The 16629-nt window shown below is 35.9% G+C and carries 13 protein-coding genes; 5 read left to right on the top strand and 8 right to left on the bottom strand.

What is annotated here, in order from left to right; translation table 11 throughout:
• Nucleotides 1-14 precede the first annotated feature (14 nt).
• From glyA to ACWPWS_RS16255, 8 genes are all read right to left on the bottom strand, one after another.
• A complete protein-coding gene (gene glyA / locus ACWPWS_RS16220; protein ID WP_105681254.1) occupies nt 15-1280 on the bottom strand; it encodes a serine hydroxymethyltransferase in 1266 nt (421 codons plus the stop codon).
• Nucleotides 1281-1641: 361 nt separating this feature from the next.
• On the bottom strand, nt 1642-2547 hold the full coding sequence (locus ACWPWS_RS16225) for an NAD(P)/FAD-dependent oxidoreductase (RefSeq protein ID WP_454047216.1): 906 nt from the start codon (nt 2545-2547) through the stop codon (nt 1642-1644).
• A gap of 152 nt (nt 2548-2699) precedes the next feature.
• Entirely contained in the window at nt 2700-4226 is a 1527-nt protein-coding gene (locus ACWPWS_RS16230; protein WP_454047217.1) for a glycosyltransferase family 39 protein, read from the bottom strand.
• Nucleotides 4227-4282: 56 nt separating this feature from the next.
• Entirely contained in the window at nt 4283-4849 is a 567-nt protein-coding gene (locus ACWPWS_RS16235; protein ID WP_454047218.1) for a hypothetical protein, read from the bottom strand.
• 125 nt (nt 4850-4974) lie between these two features.
• Nucleotides 4975-6186, bottom strand: coding sequence for an efflux RND transporter periplasmic adaptor subunit (locus ACWPWS_RS16240; RefSeq protein ID WP_454047219.1), 1212 nt, complete (start codon nt 6184-6186; stop codon nt 4975-4977).
• Nucleotides 6187-6300: 114 nt separating this feature from the next.
• Nucleotides 6301-7572: an ABC transporter permease gene (locus ACWPWS_RS16245; protein WP_209787662.1), complete on the bottom strand. Its 1272-nt coding sequence runs from the start codon at nt 7570-7572 to the stop codon at nt 6301-6303.
• Nucleotides 7573-7639: 67 nt separating this feature from the next.
• Entirely contained in the window at nt 7640-8869 is a 1230-nt protein-coding gene (locus ACWPWS_RS16250) for an ABC transporter permease (protein WP_105681261.1), read from the bottom strand.
• A 91-nt stretch (nt 8870-8960) separates the two neighbouring features.
• A complete protein-coding gene (locus ACWPWS_RS16255) occupies nt 8961-9650 on the bottom strand; it encodes an ABC transporter ATP-binding protein (protein ID WP_034699055.1) in 690 nt (229 codons plus the stop codon).
• A gap of 424 nt (nt 9651-10074) precedes the next feature.
• On the opposite strand from ACWPWS_RS16255, the gene ACWPWS_RS16260 reads away from it, so the two are divergent.
• The 5 genes from ACWPWS_RS16260 (at nt 10075) to ACWPWS_RS16280 (ending at nt 16592) form a co-directional block, all read left to right on the top strand.
• The gene (locus ACWPWS_RS16260) at nt 10075-11049 is read left to right on the top strand and encodes a ribonucleotide-diphosphate reductase subunit beta (RefSeq protein WP_041461620.1); all 975 of its coding nucleotides are present in this window, start codon (nt 10075-10077) and stop codon (nt 11047-11049) included.
• A 110-nt stretch (nt 11050-11159) separates the two neighbouring features.
• Entirely contained in the window at nt 11160-11450 is a 291-nt protein-coding gene (locus tag ACWPWS_RS16265) for a hypothetical protein (protein ID WP_454047220.1), read from the top strand.
• 55 nt (nt 11451-11505) lie between these two features.
• The gene (locus ACWPWS_RS16270) at nt 11506-13164 is read left to right on the top strand and encodes a ribonucleoside-diphosphate reductase subunit alpha (protein WP_149833340.1); all 1659 of its coding nucleotides are present in this window, start codon (nt 11506-11508) and stop codon (nt 13162-13164) included.
• A gap of 300 nt (nt 13165-13464) precedes the next feature.
• Nucleotides 13465-15603: a T9SS type A sorting domain-containing protein gene (locus ACWPWS_RS16275; protein WP_454047221.1), complete on the top strand. Its 2139-nt coding sequence runs from the start codon at nt 13465-13467 to the stop codon at nt 15601-15603.
• 98 nt (nt 15604-15701) lie between these two features.
• The gene (locus ACWPWS_RS16280) at nt 15702-16592 is read left to right on the top strand and encodes a DUF72 domain-containing protein (protein ID WP_454047222.1); all 891 of its coding nucleotides are present in this window, start codon (nt 15702-15704) and stop codon (nt 16590-16592) included.
• The last annotated feature ends 37 nt before the right edge of the window (nt 16593-16629 follow it).

Below are 16629 nucleotides of genomic sequence, written 5' to 3' on the forward strand. Positions count from 1 at the left end.
TATTGGAATGCCTGTTAGTAATTAAACAGAGCTTTACCTTCCATTAATTCGTTTACCTTTTTTCTTACAGATCCAAGAACCTCTTCATTTTTGATATTGTCTACTACATCAGAAATCAATCCGGCAATAGTATCCATATCATTTTCTTTTAATCCTCTTGTTGTAATGGCTGCAGTTCCCAATCTGATACCCGATGTTGTAAATGGAGATTTATCATCAAAAGGAACCATGTTTTTGTTACAAGTAATATCAGCAAGTACTAATGCTTTTTCAGTTTCCTTACCGTTTACTCCTTTGTTTCTAAGGTCTACCAGCATCAAGTGATTGTCTGTACCTCCACTTACGATATCAAATCCTCTGTCGATCATCGCTTTTGATAATGCCTGAGCGTTAGATTTAACCTGTTTTGCATATGTTTCGAACTGTACATCCAAGGCTTCACCGAAAGCTACCGCTTTACCAGCAATCACATGCTCAAGCGGTCCTCCCTGAATACCAGGGAATACAGCACCATCCAATACCTGGCTCATCATTTTGATTTCTCCTTTTGGAGTTTTGTGGCCGTATGTATTTTCGAAATCTTTACCCATCATGATCATTCCTCCTCGTGGCCCTCTAAGGGTTTTGTGAGTAGTGGTAGTTACTACATGACAGTGTTCGAATGGTGAGTTTAATAATCCTTTTGCTACTAATCCAGCCGGGTGAGCGATATCTGCCCAAAGAGTTGCCCCAACTTCATCTGCTACCTCTCTGAATTTTGCATAATCCAAATCTCTTGAATATGCTGAGAAACCAGCGATAAGCATTTTTGGTTTTTCTCTTAGTGCAACTTCTCTCATTTGGTCATAATCAATAAGACCTGTTTCCTGCTGAACTCCGTAAGAAACTACGTTATACTGAATACCAGAAAAATTAACTGCAGAACCGTGAGTAAGGTGCCCTCCCATAGAAAGGTCCATCCCCATGATTTTATCACCTGGTTTCAAAACGGCAAGATAAATGGCTGCATTCGCCTGAGAACCGGAATGTGGCTGAACATTCACATAGTCTACTCCGAAAAGCTCTTTAGCTCTGTTAATTGCTAAAGTTTCAACCTCATCTACTACTTCACATCCTCCGTAATATCTTTTTCCGGGATATCCTTCAGCATATTTATTTGTCAGTACACTTCCCATTGCTTTCATCACGTTTTCAGAAACAAAGTTTTCTGATGCGATAAGCTCTAATCCATGAGTTTGTCTTTGTCTTTCCTTTTCAATCAGGTCGAAAATAATATCCATTTTACTTTTAGTTTTTGAAATTTTCACCCCAAATGTACGGAATTTTCGTTGAGATTTCTCTATTGAAAAAATGATTTTTAAACACTAAAAAATAAAAAAACACCTCCTTTTATATTAAAACCGTATAAACTTTTACATTGATTATTTTAACCATAAAAGACCCAAAAGTTTAAATACTTAAATTTTATAGGTCCAAAATTTATGCATAAAGTACACCTTAGTTTCATAAAAATCTTTGATTTTCATCTTATGTGAACTTTTCTGCGGACTCATTTTAAACTTACTTAAATGAACTAAATTGTTTTAAAATGAAAACTTTTGTGACTTTTGCGGTTTTTTTAAAGTTTAAATAAAAAAGCTATTAAAATTCTTCATCCGAAAGCTCTTTATTTACGACAGCACCAGCAAAACTTCCCTGTGCAACTGCATTAGCCACGGAACGCATCATCGTTACATTGTCTCCACAGGCAAAAACTCCTGGAACATTTGTTTTCTGCATCATATCTATTTTAATAAATCCCTGTTCTGTCAGTTCACATCCCAGATCCTCGGATACATTGATATTTTGTTCAAAAGGAATTTTAGCATATAAAGCCTGTAAGGAAACTTCTTTTCCGTTTTTGAAAATAATTTTCTGAATGGATCCGTTTTCATGTTTTATTTCTCCAATTTCCTCCTCGTTCAGAATGATTTTATTCTGCTTCAATTTTTCAATCTGTTCATCAGTAAGAACAGCTTTTCCATTGGTGAATAAGGTGAGGCTTTTGGTCAGATTAAAAATCAGTTTTGAAAATTCGTAGGCCATGTCTCCATTGGAAAGAATTCCGGTTATTTCATTTTTCACTTCATAGCCGTGGCAGTACGGGCAATGTATAACAGAGATTCCCCAGCATTCTGCAAATCCAGGAATATCCGGCATAAGATCTTTTACTCCTGATGCCAGGATCAGTTTTTTAGCCTGAAATTTTTCACCAGATGAAGTTTCAATTTCAAAACCTTCAGTTGTTTTTACTGTTTTCACCACTGTTCCATTGTAAAACCGGACCGTACTGTATTTTTCTACATCTTCTTTTGCCAGCTTTGCAATTTCTGCGGGTGTTTTGCCATCGTGAGTCACAAAATTATGGGAATATGGCGTTTGTCTGTTGCAAGGTTTTCCGTTATCGATAATCAGAACATTTCTTAAAGATCTTCCTAATGACATTCCTGCTGACAATCCTGAATAGCTCCCTCCTATTATAATGGCATCAAAGTTTTTGTTTTCCATAGTTCAGTTGATAGTTGATAGTTGATAGTTGATGGTTGATGGTTGATAGTGCAAAGTTAACATAAAATCAACTAATGCAATAAAGTTGCAATAATATTTATCTATTAACTTTATCCTGTCTACAAATCATCATTTTTTATTCTTATCGAAAACTATTTCCACTCATTTTTGACTCCATCTATTTCGTCCTGAATTCTTTTATTGACATCTATTTTAGCTCCCTGCAAACTGAAAATTGCCGTACCCCTTTCTCTTGCATATGGATTGGCAATGGAATCTTTTAATCGGGCAACTTCAAAGAAAGAACCGGATTCATTCAGTTCTTTTCCTGCTTCGGAAGCATCTTTTACCCTTATAACATTTTTATATTTTTTACTCAGATCTATCCAATTAATATAGTCTGCATGAAATGAAATTGCTTTTACGCCAATTTTGGAATAATAATTAATAGCTCCTGTCTGTCCGTAATTATCACACAATACCATGGTATTTCCGGACTTTGACAATTTAGAATATTCTTTATCCACTTTTTGAGCCAGTTCTTTCCAGCCCTGCATATCGGCAAAATCCTGTGGCAAAGGATGATCTTTTCCATCTTCCCAACGAAGCAGTCCTAATTTCCTGTACTGTTCCTGATGAGATTCAATATATTCGGGACTTTTATTCGGAAAGGCGACTTGATATAAAGGGAGAAATAATAGTATGGGAATGAGAATACTGACAGGTTTCAAGAATCTCTTCCAGCCATTTTCAAATACATTTCCAAGAAAAACAGCTCCAAAAGCAATATATACCGGATAAAGTCCTATTGCATAATAATCTTTTGCTTTAAAAAACAAAAACAGGGTGATCGTGATGATATAGCTCCAGAAGAAAAATCTGAACTTCTCAAAAGGTTTATACAACAACAATGCTCCCCATCCTGCAATAATTACAAAAGCAACTCCAATGAAAAATAATACCTGAGATTTCATAAAATCTATCCTATTTACATGGACAAGCTGTTTTTCTGAAAGTTCTTTCATATGATGAATAACCGGAAACTGGTTCTGATACTGCCAGAGAAGATTAGGAAAAATAATGATTAACGCTAAAAGCGATGCCCAATACACATGGGGCTGCATAAAAATCTTTCTCTGCTCTGTTAATAATAATGCGGGAACAAGCCCCAATAATGAAAAAGCAATATTGTATTTGTTTAATATTCCAATTCCGAAGATAACGGCTCCAATGTAAATCCATTTTACTTTTTGGGAATCAAAATATTTAATCAAACTATAATAAAGAAACAGCCACAAAAAAATTTCTAAAGACGTTGGCTGAAACAACATATTTACCCTGAGAAGTACTGAGAACAGAATTCCTGAAGCGGCAAGTATTTTAGCAAACAGGCTTCCATTAAGTTCTTCAACGATCTTCCATGTCAGCACAATGGTTAAAGCTCCGAATAAAGCGGGAAAAAATTTAACCCAAAATATAGAATTCCCCAGCATTTTAATGATCCAGGCCAGCCAGGAATTAACCGGAGGAACTGAGAGATATCCCCATGCAAGATGGTTTGCCTGATCAAGATGCAGGTATTCATCTCTGTGCAGCTCATATTCAGGGCTTATCAGTGAGTATTGGAGCGCAAACTTGGCAATGATGAAAAGAATCAGAATCCAGTAGTCTTTTTTCATGGAGGTATCGTTTGGAGTTTAAAAGTAAGACAGTCTAAATCTCTTTTTTGTTACACTTACATTATTTCAAAGCTATTATTAATAATTTCAGTTTTAATCTTCTGAATATTGCCAGACCAATACTTAATTTCTTCAATCTTCTCAGGACATTCTTCTATAGGAGTTTTCTGACAGGCCACTAAATATTCCTGATAGGTTTTCAAAATATCATTCAGGTAGGCTTCATAGTCTTTAGGATTTTTAGGAATATACCCTATTCCATCACAGCCACAGCTATGAAAGCATTTTCCAGTTTTAAAAAGACTTTCTATGATTTTCCATTCTTTGACCGCTGCTTTTTTAGGAGCCTTGAAATCTTTCCCAAGATCAGCCATCACACTGGTGCACTCAGGACATTTTATCGTTCTGTTTTCAATCTCTGAAACCATTTTTTCCAGCTCCTTTGTTTCTGCTTTTGTGAAAACATATCCTACTTTACGAATTGACTTCCCATTAGGATCATGGTATATCTTTTCTTTTTCAATCCTTTGTATAATATCATAGGCATCCGGCTGTTTAAATGATTTTCGGCATTTAAAACATACATAGTGTGATTTATAAGTTTTCGCAGCGTATCTGCACATTTTTATGGGTTTATCTGATTCAAATATAGGAATTTACTCCTGTAAAAGGTTTTGATATAAAAAAAGAATCCCGGAGAACAAAAATTCTCCAGGATTCACAGTTTAAAAGTGTATAGTGTAGTTTATTATTTTTTATTCGCTTTTTCTTTTAGTTCTTCTTTGTCTTTATCAGAAGGGTTCCAAACTTTTATTTCAGTGTCTTTTGTAATGTTTGATCCCGGAAGAATCTGAACGTTGATACCGTCACTTGCTCCCAATTTCAAATATACTTTCTTGAATTTCCCATCTTTTTGTTTTACTTCTACGAAAGCTACATCTTTTCCTTGTTTCTTTTCATACTGAACTAAAGACTCATCCAATAATAAAGCATTTTTCTGAGAACTTAAAACAATTTCACCATTTGCAGAAAAACCTGCTCTAATATACTCATTATTAGGATTAGTTACGTTTCCTTCTACCGGAAATTTGATTGTTCCTGCATTATCTTTTCCTTTAGGAGCAATCATCGTCAGTTTTCCCGGGAAAGTTTTGTTTTGCAGGGCACCGATTACGATGTTCATATCCATTCCCTCACTCAGTTTTCCAGCTTGTGCTTCATCAATTTCACCTTTAAAGATCAGAACATTCAGATCTGCTACGGAACAGATTGTAGTTCCTGCGTTAAAGTTATTGGCTTCAATTACCTGGCTTCCTGCTTTTACCGGAACTTCAAGTACAGTACCTGAAGCTTTGGAACGGATCTCAGTGGTCGCTAATCCCTGCCCTTTAAGTTCAGGAGTTGCTCCTGTCTTAGCGATCTGTAATCTTTTTTGAGCAGTATTCAATTGCTGTTGAGCATTTTTCAAAGTTTGTTGTTGAGAAAACAACTGCTGCTGAGAGTTCAGATACTCTTGTTTAGAGGCTACTCCCTGCTTGTATAGTCTTTCCTGCATTTCAAACTGCTTCTGCATATTTCCAACATTCATCTGAGCATTACTGATCTGAATCTGCGCATTCTGAACTTCCTGTTGAGATGCGTTTACTTCAGAGATGCTTGGAACGATTTTAACAGTAGCAATCAACTGTCCTACTTCTACTTTATCTCCTTCTTTTACTAAGATTTTATCTATAATCCCTGCGATATTGGGTTTAATTTCAATTTCTTCTTTGGGAACAATTTTTCCCGTCGCCATTACCTTATCATCCATATTCTGAACAGTAGGTTTACGGGTAAGGAACTCCTCACCTTCTTTAGAGTTTGATTTTATAAGATAGCCAAGCCCCGAGAACAATGCCACTGCAAATAAAAGCCCCAACACAATATAAATGGCTTTTTTCCAGGTGAATTTCTTTTTCATATGTATAGTTTATTTTTTATTAAATAGATTGAAAAATTTAAAGATTAAAAGATTGATTCTGTGTATTTATTAATCATTTATCTTTATTTTCAAATTGTTTGATTTTCAAATTAATTACTCTGTTCTTAATGCTTCAATAGGTCTGATTTTTACGGCTCTCTGTGCAGGAATCATCCCGATTATCAGTCCCAGAATCACCATTACAGCCATCGCAGCAAATACATTCCCATAGTTGACTGTCGGGTTATAGAAAGGAAATGAATCCTGTCCCTGGGTAACCGCATTAAGAATCATCAGCACAAAAATTCCAAACATAAAACCTAATAATCCCGAGGACAGTGTGATAACCACACTTTCGAGCAAAATCTGATTTCTTACTTCTGCCGGTTTCGCTCCCAATGCTCTTCTGATCCCGATTTCTTTGGTTCTTTCTTTTACGGTAATCAACAGGATATTCGAAATGGCAATTACTCCCGCCAAAATAGTAAGTGTACCCACGATAATTGTTAACAACTGCATTCCCGTAAGAAAACCTGTCAGTTTTTTAAACTCTTTTCCAAGGTTGAAACTTCCGAAAGCATTGGTATCTTCAGGTGAAACTTTATTTTTTGTTTTTAAAACCTGCTTTACATCTTCTTCTACAGAGTTCACATTGGCATTGGGCTTACTGACAATGGCAAACAAGTCAATCTGATCTCCTGCATTATACATTTTTGTATAGGTAGAAAGTGGAATGAAAGCCGTTTGGTCATTTTCAAATCCTCCTCCTTTTTTCACTCTGAAAACTCCAATTACATTAAAGAATATCCCTTTAATATTGATTGATTTCCCAATGGGATTTTCTTTTTTCTTGGCATCAAAGAAGTTTTTATAAATTTCTTCTCCAATAACTACTACATTTTTATTTCCTGAAACATCGGCATCATTGATATAGCGTCCGAAGATCAGTTTCTTTTCCGAAATTTTATTTCCTACGGAGTAGTCTCCGGTAAGCGAATAGGTTCCGTTCTTCCCGTTTCTGGACATAGATTCCCCAGGTGTTCCGGTAAAGCTTCCCCTTGCATTTTGTGGGGATATATAGTCTATGGCTGTCACTTTTCTTTTCAGCATTTCCATGTCGTTCAAGTTCAGGTGAACTTCCCGTCCCTTAGGAAATCCTTCGTAAGGAATAGAGGTTTTCTGCGCCCAGAGAAATATTGAGTTGGTGGCAAAACCGGAAAACAATTTATCAAAACCATTCTCCATTCCTTTGGCTGCTCCAAGAAGGCTTACATACAAAAACATCCCCCATCCTACGCCGATCATGGTAAGAAATGTTCGGAGTTTATTATTTCTCAATGAATAATAGATCTCCTGCCAAGTATCTTTTTTAAATATGATATTCACCTTTTTGAATTATAAGTTATAAATTATGAGTTATGAATTTCATTAATCCGTTTATCTTTTTTGTAAATTACTCTGTTCTCAATGCTTCAATCGGTTTGATTCTTGAAGCTCTGTATGCCGGAACAAATCCTGCAATTAATCCTGAGAAAATCAGGGCAATGAATGCCATAATAATGGCTCCCCAGCCTACACTTGGACTTTTGATGAAAAATTCTTCAAGACTATCGCCAATAAGGCTCAATGTTAAAACTCCTACTCCTACTCCAATAAGTCCGGATACCACTGTGATTACAACACTTTCCTGAACAATCAGACCTACAATGCCGCTTGGTTTTGCCCCAATAGCCTTTCGTACTCCAATCTCCTTGGTTCTTTCTTTTACGATATACACCATAATGTTACTGATCCCAATAATTCCGGCAAGCAGCGTTCCCAGGCCAATGAATCCAACAATTGCTGTAAGAACCGCCATAAACATAAATGTGTCATTCATGTTTTGGGCATTATTCCATACCCGTATCCCTTTTTCATCATCAGGAGAAACACTTTTTCTCGCTTTTAATTTATCTTTAAGCTCATCACCATATTTAATGGCCTGTTCCGGAGTCAGTTTATCATTGTATGTAATATAGGCTATATTTACTGTATCAGAACCTTTCTTCATCTGCTGTAAAGTTGTAATAGGAACAGTAATATGTCTTTCATCCCGGTCTCCTCCATCATCTGAAAAAACTCCAATAACCTTATACATCGTTCCATTAATATCGAGTTCTTTTCCTATCGGGCTCCCATTTTTAATCAAATCCCTCTGAACCATTCTTCCAATAACTGCAACATTTAATTTCCTTTCCAGATCCATCGCTGTCAGATACCTGCCATCAATCATTTTTCTGTTTTCAATGACTTGCTCTCCTGGTTCAGCCCCATTAATCTGATAAAGACCACTTTCTTTTCCATATTTCACCATTAAACTGGCAGTATATCTCGGGCTGGAAGGTCCGGCTTTTTCCTTATCTGCATTAATTAAAAAGTCATAGTCTGAGTTATTCATTGTTATACTTCGATCAGACTGAAGGCCTTTATAAGCTAAAGAAGTTTTCCCTGTAGAAAAAATAATAAGATTTTTAGCATCTCCTGCAAACCCTTCAGAAAATGCATTCTGAAGTCCTTTTCCAATTCCAAAAAGTACAATGAAAATAAACAGCCCCAAAGCTACAGTAAAGCCTGAAAGCACCGTCCTAAGTACATTACTCCGGATAGAACTGAATATTTCCTGCCAACGATCTAGGTCAAACATTTTTTATTGGTATTAAAAGATTGAAAAATTTAAAGATTAAAAATTGAATCAATAAATTTTCAAATTATCTTATTTTTAAATTATCAAATTCTTAAAGCACAATCTGCTTAATAAACTCATCGCTTTCAATAATCCCGTCTTTCAGTACTACATTTCTTTTGGTTTGTGCAGCAACATCCGGTTCGTGGGTTACCACGATAATTGTTTTTCCTTCATTATTGATATCCTGAAGAAGCTTCATAATATCATGAGTGGTTTTGGAGTCCAGTGCTCCTGTAGGCTCATCTGCCAGCACTACTTTTGGGTCGGTAATTAAAGCTCTTGCAATAGCTACCCTCTGTTTCTGCCCTCCGGAAAGTTCACTTGGAAGGTGATTGGCCCATTGTGCCAATCCTACTTTTTCCAGGTATTCCATCGCTTTCTGATTTCGTTCTTTTCTCGGTACATTCTGATAGTACAGAGGAAGTGCTACATTTTCCAAAGCTGTCTTATAATTGATAAGGTTAAAAGACTGAAAAATAAATCCTAAAAACCTACTTCTGTATTCCGCAGCTTTTACTTCAGATAAATGTTCGATAGGAACTCCATCCAATTCATAGGTTCCTGAATCTTTTTCATCCAGAATACCAATAATATTAAGAAGTGTAGATTTTCCGGAACCGGAACTTCCCATAATAGAAACAAACTCTCCTTCAGAAATATTCAGATTAATTCCTTTAAGGACATGAAGTTTGCTTTTCCCTGTATCGTATGACTTATTTAAATCCTGAATTACTAACATTAAGTGATGTATGTTTTATACCCAATAAGTAGATGATATTTTCAAATTGTTACAAGAATAAAAATTTATTCAAATATTTTTTTGTTTAACACTTCAACCCTTTATTAATAATACTTTACAATATTTTGTTTAACTGTAACTTGGTATTTCCATCTATTTATCCCCAGGATTGCTGTCCAGCCTATTATTCGAGCCCCTTTCATGTAAATGTGGAAAACTTTTCAGGCTAAAAGTCAGCCTATTAGTATTTACCTCTTTCAAAATCAGTTCTTTTTTTCGAACTTTGCTGTTAGTTCTTTACAAGAAATACTGATTGGGGAAAGTGAATAACTTTAATTCACAATACACAGACAAACAAAAAGTTAAGTATTTCCGGAACGTTATCCACAAGGATCTAAATTATTTAATTATAAAGATATTTAATATGGGAATTTTTGATAAAAGAGTAAGCTATAAGCCATTTGAATACCCGGAGGTTCTTCAGTTTGTAGAAGCCATCAACAAATCGTTCTGGGTGCATTCGGAAGTGGACTTTACTGCAGATGTTCAGGATTTTCATTCGCAGTTGGAACCACATGAAAAGCATGCTGTGAAAAATGCGCTGTTAGCCATTGCACAGATCGAGGTGTCTGTAAAGACATTCTGGGGGAATTTATACAACCACCTACCAAAGCCGGAATTCAATGGATTAGGATCTACTTTTGCAGAGTGCGAGTTTCGTCATTCTGAAGCATATTCCCGTTTATTAGAGGTACTAGGATATAACGACGAGTTTCTTAACGTAATCGAAATTCCTGCTGTAAAAGGAAGAATCGAGTTCTTAGGAAATGCGCTAAAGCATGCTAATTCTGCGACTCCGAAAGAGTATGTTTCTGCTTTATTGTTATTCAGTATTTTAGTGGAAAATGTGTCTCTTTTCTCGCAGTTTGCGATTATCCTTTCTTTCACAAGATTCAAAGGATTCATGAAAAATGTTTCCAATATCATCGCATGGACTTCAGTAGATGAGCAAATTCACGCGAATGCAGGAATCTACCTGATCAACAAAATCCGTGAGGAACAACCTGACTTATTAACAGACAGCGATATTGAAGATATCTACACCTTAGTAGACGAATCTATCGCAAGAGAAGGGGATATCCTTAGCTGGATCTTTGAATTGGGAGAAATTGACAACGTTTCTAAAGAAGATCTTCTTAACTTCATGAAATACCGTGTAGATGACAGCTTGAAGAAAATCAATATGAAAACAAGATACAACATCACTCCGGAACAATACAGACCAATGGTATGGTTCGAGGAAGAAGTTTTTGCCAATTCATTAGATGATTTCTTTGCAAAAAGACCTGTAGACTATACGAAGCACGATAAGAGTATTACTGCAAACGATTTGTTTTAATACGGAGGCGCGAGCGAAGCGAGCGTCAAAGCAGTCAGTATTAGGATTACCCTTTTTCTGACAATATAGTGGAATTGCTGTTCATGAATAAAGCACAAATACAAAAAGAAATGATCAATGTAATAGTAACCTATACGGTAAACCCCGAATTTGTTCCAAACAATAAAACCAATATCCAAAAGTTTCTGGAAGATTTCAAGAATTTAGATCCTTCCACCTTTGAATATAAAGTTTATGTAAAGGAAGACGGTGTTACTTTTGTACATTATTCAAACTACATCAATGATGAAGTTCAGCATGAAGTTTTGAATGTTCCGTCTTTTAAAGAATTTCAGAGATTAAGAGATGAAAGCGGACTGAACGGTTCCCACAAAGTAGAAATTTTACAATCAATACTATAAAAAAACAAAATTCCGGAGTGATTCTCTCATTCCGGAATTCGAAAATATAACATCTATGGAAGAGCAAAATTCAAATATATGGTGGCTCAATGAAGAGTCTGAGCAGATGCTGAACAGAGGATATCTGTTGAAAGGTGAAACGGTAGACGGAGCTATCGACAGAATTACCACTGCCGCTGCAAAAAGGTTATACAAACCTGAACTTCAACCGGCATTCAAAGAAATGATCACAAAAGGATGGATCAGTTTCTCTTCTCCTGTATGGGCGAATATGGGAACAGAAAGAGGTCTTCCTATCTCATGTTTCAACACTCACATTCCGGACAGCATTGAAGGTATTACTCACAAAATGGGTGAAGTCATCATGCAGACTAAAATCGGAGGAGGTACTTCAGGGTATTTCGGAGAATTGAGAAACAGAGGAACCGCTGTAACGGATAACGGAAAATCTTCAGGAGCAGTTTCATTCATGAAGCTTTTCGATACGGCAATGGATGTTGTTTCTCAGGGAGGTGTAAGAAGAGGTGCTTTTGCTGCTTACTTAGATATTGACCACGGAGATATTGAAGAATTTTTATCCATTAAAGATATTGGTAGCCCGATTCAGAACCTGTTTACCGGAGTATGTGTACCAGATTACTGGATGCAGGATATGATTGACGGTGATATGGAGAAACGTAAAGTTTGGGCAAGAGTATTGGAAAGCCGCCAGCAAAAAGGTCTTCCATATATTTTCTTTACAGACAACGTAAACAGAAATAAACCTCAGGTGTATAAAGATTTGGGAATGACGGTAAACGCAAGTAACCTTTGTTCTGAGATCATGCTTCCATCTACAATGGAAGAATCTTTCATCTGCTGTCTGTCTTCCATGAACCTTGAATTGTACGATGAGTGGAAAGATACAGATGCTGTAAAATTAGCAGTATACTTCCTGGATGCTGTATTATCTGAGTTTATTGACAAAACTGAAGGTAATTATTATCTGCAGGGAGCAAGAAACTTCGCAATGCGTCACAGAGCTCTTGGATTAGGAGTTTTAGGATACCATTCTTATTTACAGAAAAATATGATTCCGTTTGAAAGCTTCGAAGCAACTCAATTCAATGCAAGAGCATTCAGACATATTAAAGATCAGGCTGAGCAGGCTTCAAGAGAACTTGCCAACATCTATGGAGAACCGGAAGTATTGAAAGGATATGGATTAAGAAATACCACCACAATGGCTATTGCTCCTACCACTTCAAGTTCTGCAATCCTGGGACAAACTTCCCCTGGAATTGAGCCTTTCTCTTCAAACTATTATAAAGCAGGTCTTGCTAAAGGAAACTTTATGCGTAAGAACAAATACCTGGCAAAACTTTTGAAAGAAAAAGGACTGGATAATGAAGAAACGTGGAGAACCATCATGTTGAACCACGGATCTGTACAACACCTGAATGAGCTTACTCCTGAAGAAAAAGCAGTATTCAAAACATTCAAAGAAATCTCTCCAATGGAGATTATTTCTCAGGCGGCACAGAGACAGCAATACATTGACCAGGCACAATCACTGAATCTTCAGATTCCTTCTACAATGCCTGTAAAAGATGTCAACTATCTTTATATTGAAGCTTGGAAAAAAGGAGTAAAAACGCTTTACTACCAAAGAAGTTCATCAGTTTCAAAAGAAATGATGGTTAACTTCGTTTCATGTTCAAGCTGTGAGGCATAGGATCAAGTAATAAACACGCTATATTTAAAAAAGCACACTTTTTAGTGTGTTTTTTTTATTTACCAGAGCTTTTAAAGGTAATTTATGCGAAAAATTAAAAGAAAAAAAACAACATTAAACCTCGTATTACCCCAATAAAATCAAACCATAACATACTTTCATTAACAAATTTTACTTAAAACTCATAAATAGCACCACATACACTTAAAAGAGATTTTTTTCAAAAAAAGAAATTATATTTACAACATCTGATTGTACACAAAGAGATTTGTAATATTATCGGATAACTAAAACTCAAATATGAAAAAACTTTTAATTACCTTATGGGTAAGCGGATTTTCTATCGCTTACTCCCAGAATCTGAATTTTTCTGATGCAAAATTTAAAGCTTTAATTCTAAGCTCAAATACAACTAACCAGATTGCACAAGATTTTAACGGAAATTCTATTGTCATAGACAGTAGCGGAGATGGAGAAATCCAGCCTTTAGAAGCGCAACAGGTCAAAATACTGACGATTAGATTAGATGCTAACCAAATGTATATTGATTCTAATGGCAGCCCATTTGATCCGGATAATATCAATAGTACATACTATAACAGCCATCTGCCGGAGGGAATTTCGGATGCCTTACTCTTCTCCAGTCTCGAGGAACTTTATTTTTGGAATACCAAAACTGCCAACATCAGTTTTACAAATAATACTAAAATAAAAAAAGTACAGGGAAGACCTTTTTACTATGACTTATCACAGGGAGGTCAATATATGGCATCTCCTATTAATCTTTCTTTTGATAACTGCTCAGGAATTCAGAATATTGCCGATATCATTGCCTATCAGATCTCCGGTAATCCATGGTCTCCTGATGAAAACAGCTTAAGGATAAAAAACTGCCATCAAATAAACAATAATGCAGTGATCAGTTCCGCCGAACTTAAGGAGCTGTATATTGAGAATTCCAATATTCAAACTCTTACATTTGATTCCTGTAAATTTTTGGAAAAGATTGTTGTTCCTAATCTGAATACTTTAACCAAAATTTCAGTAACAGGAGGTTTCAGCTCTTCAGGAAATTCAGAGCAGAATATTCAGCTGATTGCCAATAATTGCACCAACCTTCAGGAGATCATTGCAGATACAGATCATTATGAATCAACAGGATCTTATTTCTCCGGTATAAACATCAATGGCTGCTCATCCTTAAAGAAAATAACGGGACTGAATGCTCCATCTATTGATTTTAGTACAGCAGGATTGATTAACCTTGAAGAATTAGACTGCTCTTTCTATAACAGATACCTCTACTCTACCACTTCGGGAATTTATTTCGGGAATGTAAATAGCTTAAACCTTGCAGGTTTACCAAAATTAAAAACCCTGAAAGCTTTCAATCAAAAGATTACCAATACTATAAACTTCAGCGCTGCCGAAAAACTGGAAAGCATTGATCTCACTAACTCTTGTGGGTATATGAGTACGGTAAACACCAGTAACCTTTCCCATCTGCATACCTTAAAAACAGATCGCTTTATAACTAACGGGACACAAGGAGCCAACAACCTTCAGAACATTTTCACTAACAATTGTATTGCACTCACAAATTTTGCATTCGATAATAATAACGACTTAAAAAAACTGGATTTAGAAAACTGTCCGGGTTTGCAGAATCTGTCAATCGGATACATGTTCTCTAACTTAGAGGAAATCAATCTCAGCCAATGTACCGGATTTAAAGATATTTTGTTAAGCAATACAAAGATATCCGCCTTGGACACCAAGGACTGTACTTCTCTACAATCATTAAGCCTTTCTTACAATGACCTTCTTACTTCAGTAAATACTTCAAATAATACAAATTTAGAATCATTAACATTGGCAAATCTGCCTTTGCTTACCCAGATCAATACTTCCGATAATATTAATCTGAAGAATGTACATTTTAATACCTGTCCCCAGATTACCCAACTTGATCTTTCCCCATCATCACATCTGGAATCTGCTACATTATGGAATATGTCTACTCTTACTTCTGCCAATCTGAGAAATGGTTCTATAGAAGAGTTCATTGATTTTACCAATAACAATTCTAACCTATCCGTTTGTGTGGATGACGCGCAATGGAATGAACTCCAGACCATGTATCCTGATATCACATTGACTACAAACTGCAGCAATTCTTTCCTGAAGAGCGACAATCCAAACTTTAAGTCAAAACAGATCAAAGTTTTCCCCAATCCGGTAAAAGATATCCTGCAGGTAAGCTCAGATACTCCTATAAAAAACATAAAGCTTATCGATTCTCAGGAAAGAATTATTCTGGACAGAAACTTCAACAACACTATTGTAAAAATCGACCTTTCACGCTATCCTACTGCTGTTTATATTATAAAAATCACGACTGATAAAACTCAAGCCACTAAAAAAATCATTAAAAAATAAGTAATTCCGATACAATTATTTCCATTAAAAATCATAGAAAATTCTATGATTTTTTTGGTTTATATTTGTGTTTATTGTTTAATACCAAAACTACAGATATGAAATTCGGACAAGTAGAAGACCCTTCAAAAATAGATTTCACATTACCTAAAGACCATCCCAGAACTAAAGAAATACTGGCACTCAATAAAAAAGGTCTGGAAAATATTTCTATCGGATGTGCAAAATGGAACAAAACAGACCTTAAAGGGTTTTATCCTAAAGGAACTAAAGACGAACTGACCTATTATGCCACTCAGTTTAATTCTATCGAACTGAATGCTACGTTCTACGGAATGCCAACCCCTGAACAGGTAACAACATGGAAAGAAAAAACTCCGCCAGACTTTAAATTTTTTCCAAAGATCACCAATACGGTTTCCCATTTCAGAAGACTGATTGATGTAACAGATCCGGTGACGCAATTTGCATCTTCGGTGATCAATTTTGATGAAAAACTGGGAATGGCTTTCCTGCAGCTTCATGATAATTTTAAACCTAAGGATTATGACAGACTGGAAAAATTTGTAAAGGAATGGCCCAAAGAAGTTCCTTTAGCAATCGAACTCCGAAATACAGAATGGTTTACTGATGAGGAAATCCTGAATACAACCTGTGAGCTCTTTGAAGCCCATAACATCACCAATATCATTGTAGATACTGCCGGAAGAAGAGATATGCTTCATATGCGCCTTACAGCCCCCAACGCATTTATCCGCTATGTAGGAGCCAACGCAGAAAGCGACTACGAAAGACTGGATGACTGGTTGAAGCATCTCACAAAATGGAAGAAAGAAGGACTTCAGAATCTTTACTTTTTCGTACATCAGAATATTGAAAAAGCCTCACCTTTATTATCTGCTTATTTCATCAAAAAAGTGAATGAGGAATGGAAAACGGATATTCATATTCCACAAATGGCAACAGAGAGTACAGGAACGCTTTTTTAAATTTAAATAGAATAAATTCGGTATAAGGAACTTCCTT

It is taken from the genome of Chryseobacterium sp. Marseille-Q8038 (assembly GCF_965111995.1).

Coding starts and splice junctions, on each gene's coding strand:
- glyA (WP_105681254.1), bottom strand. CDS start 1,280: ATGGATATTATTTTCGACCTGATTGAAAAGGAAAGACAAAGACAAACT.
- ACWPWS_RS16225 (WP_454047216.1), bottom strand. CDS start 2,547: ATGGAAAACAAAAACTTTGATGCCATTATAATAGGAGGGAGCTATTCA.
- ACWPWS_RS16230 (WP_454047217.1), bottom strand. CDS start 4,226: ATGAAAAAAGACTACTGGATTCTGATTCTTTTCATCATTGCCAAGTTT.
- ACWPWS_RS16235 (WP_454047218.1), bottom strand. CDS start 4,849: ATGTGCAGATACGCTGCGAAAACTTATAAATCACACTATGTATGTTTT.
- ACWPWS_RS16240 (WP_454047219.1), bottom strand. CDS start 6,186: ATGAAAAAGAAATTCACCTGGAAAAAAGCCATTTATATTGTGTTGGGG.
- ACWPWS_RS16250 (WP_105681261.1), bottom strand. CDS start 8,869: ATGTTTGACCTAGATCGTTGGCAGGAAATATTCAGTTCTATCCGGAGT.
- ACWPWS_RS16255 (WP_034699055.1), bottom strand. CDS start 9,650: ATGTTAGTAATTCAGGATTTAAATAAGTCATACGATACAGGGAAAAGC.
- ACWPWS_RS16260 (WP_041461620.1), top strand. CDS start 10,075: ATGGGAATTTTTGATAAAAGAGTAAGCTATAAGCCATTTGAATACCCG.
- ACWPWS_RS16265 (WP_454047220.1), top strand. CDS start 11,160: ATGATCAATGTAATAGTAACCTATACGGTAAACCCCGAATTTGTTCCA.
- ACWPWS_RS16270 (WP_149833340.1), top strand. CDS start 11,506: ATGGAAGAGCAAAATTCAAATATATGGTGGCTCAATGAAGAGTCTGAG.
- ACWPWS_RS16275 (WP_454047221.1), top strand. CDS start 13,465: ATGAAAAAACTTTTAATTACCTTATGGGTAAGCGGATTTTCTATCGCT.
- ACWPWS_RS16280 (WP_454047222.1), top strand. CDS start 15,702: ATGAAATTCGGACAAGTAGAAGACCCTTCAAAAATAGATTTCACATTA.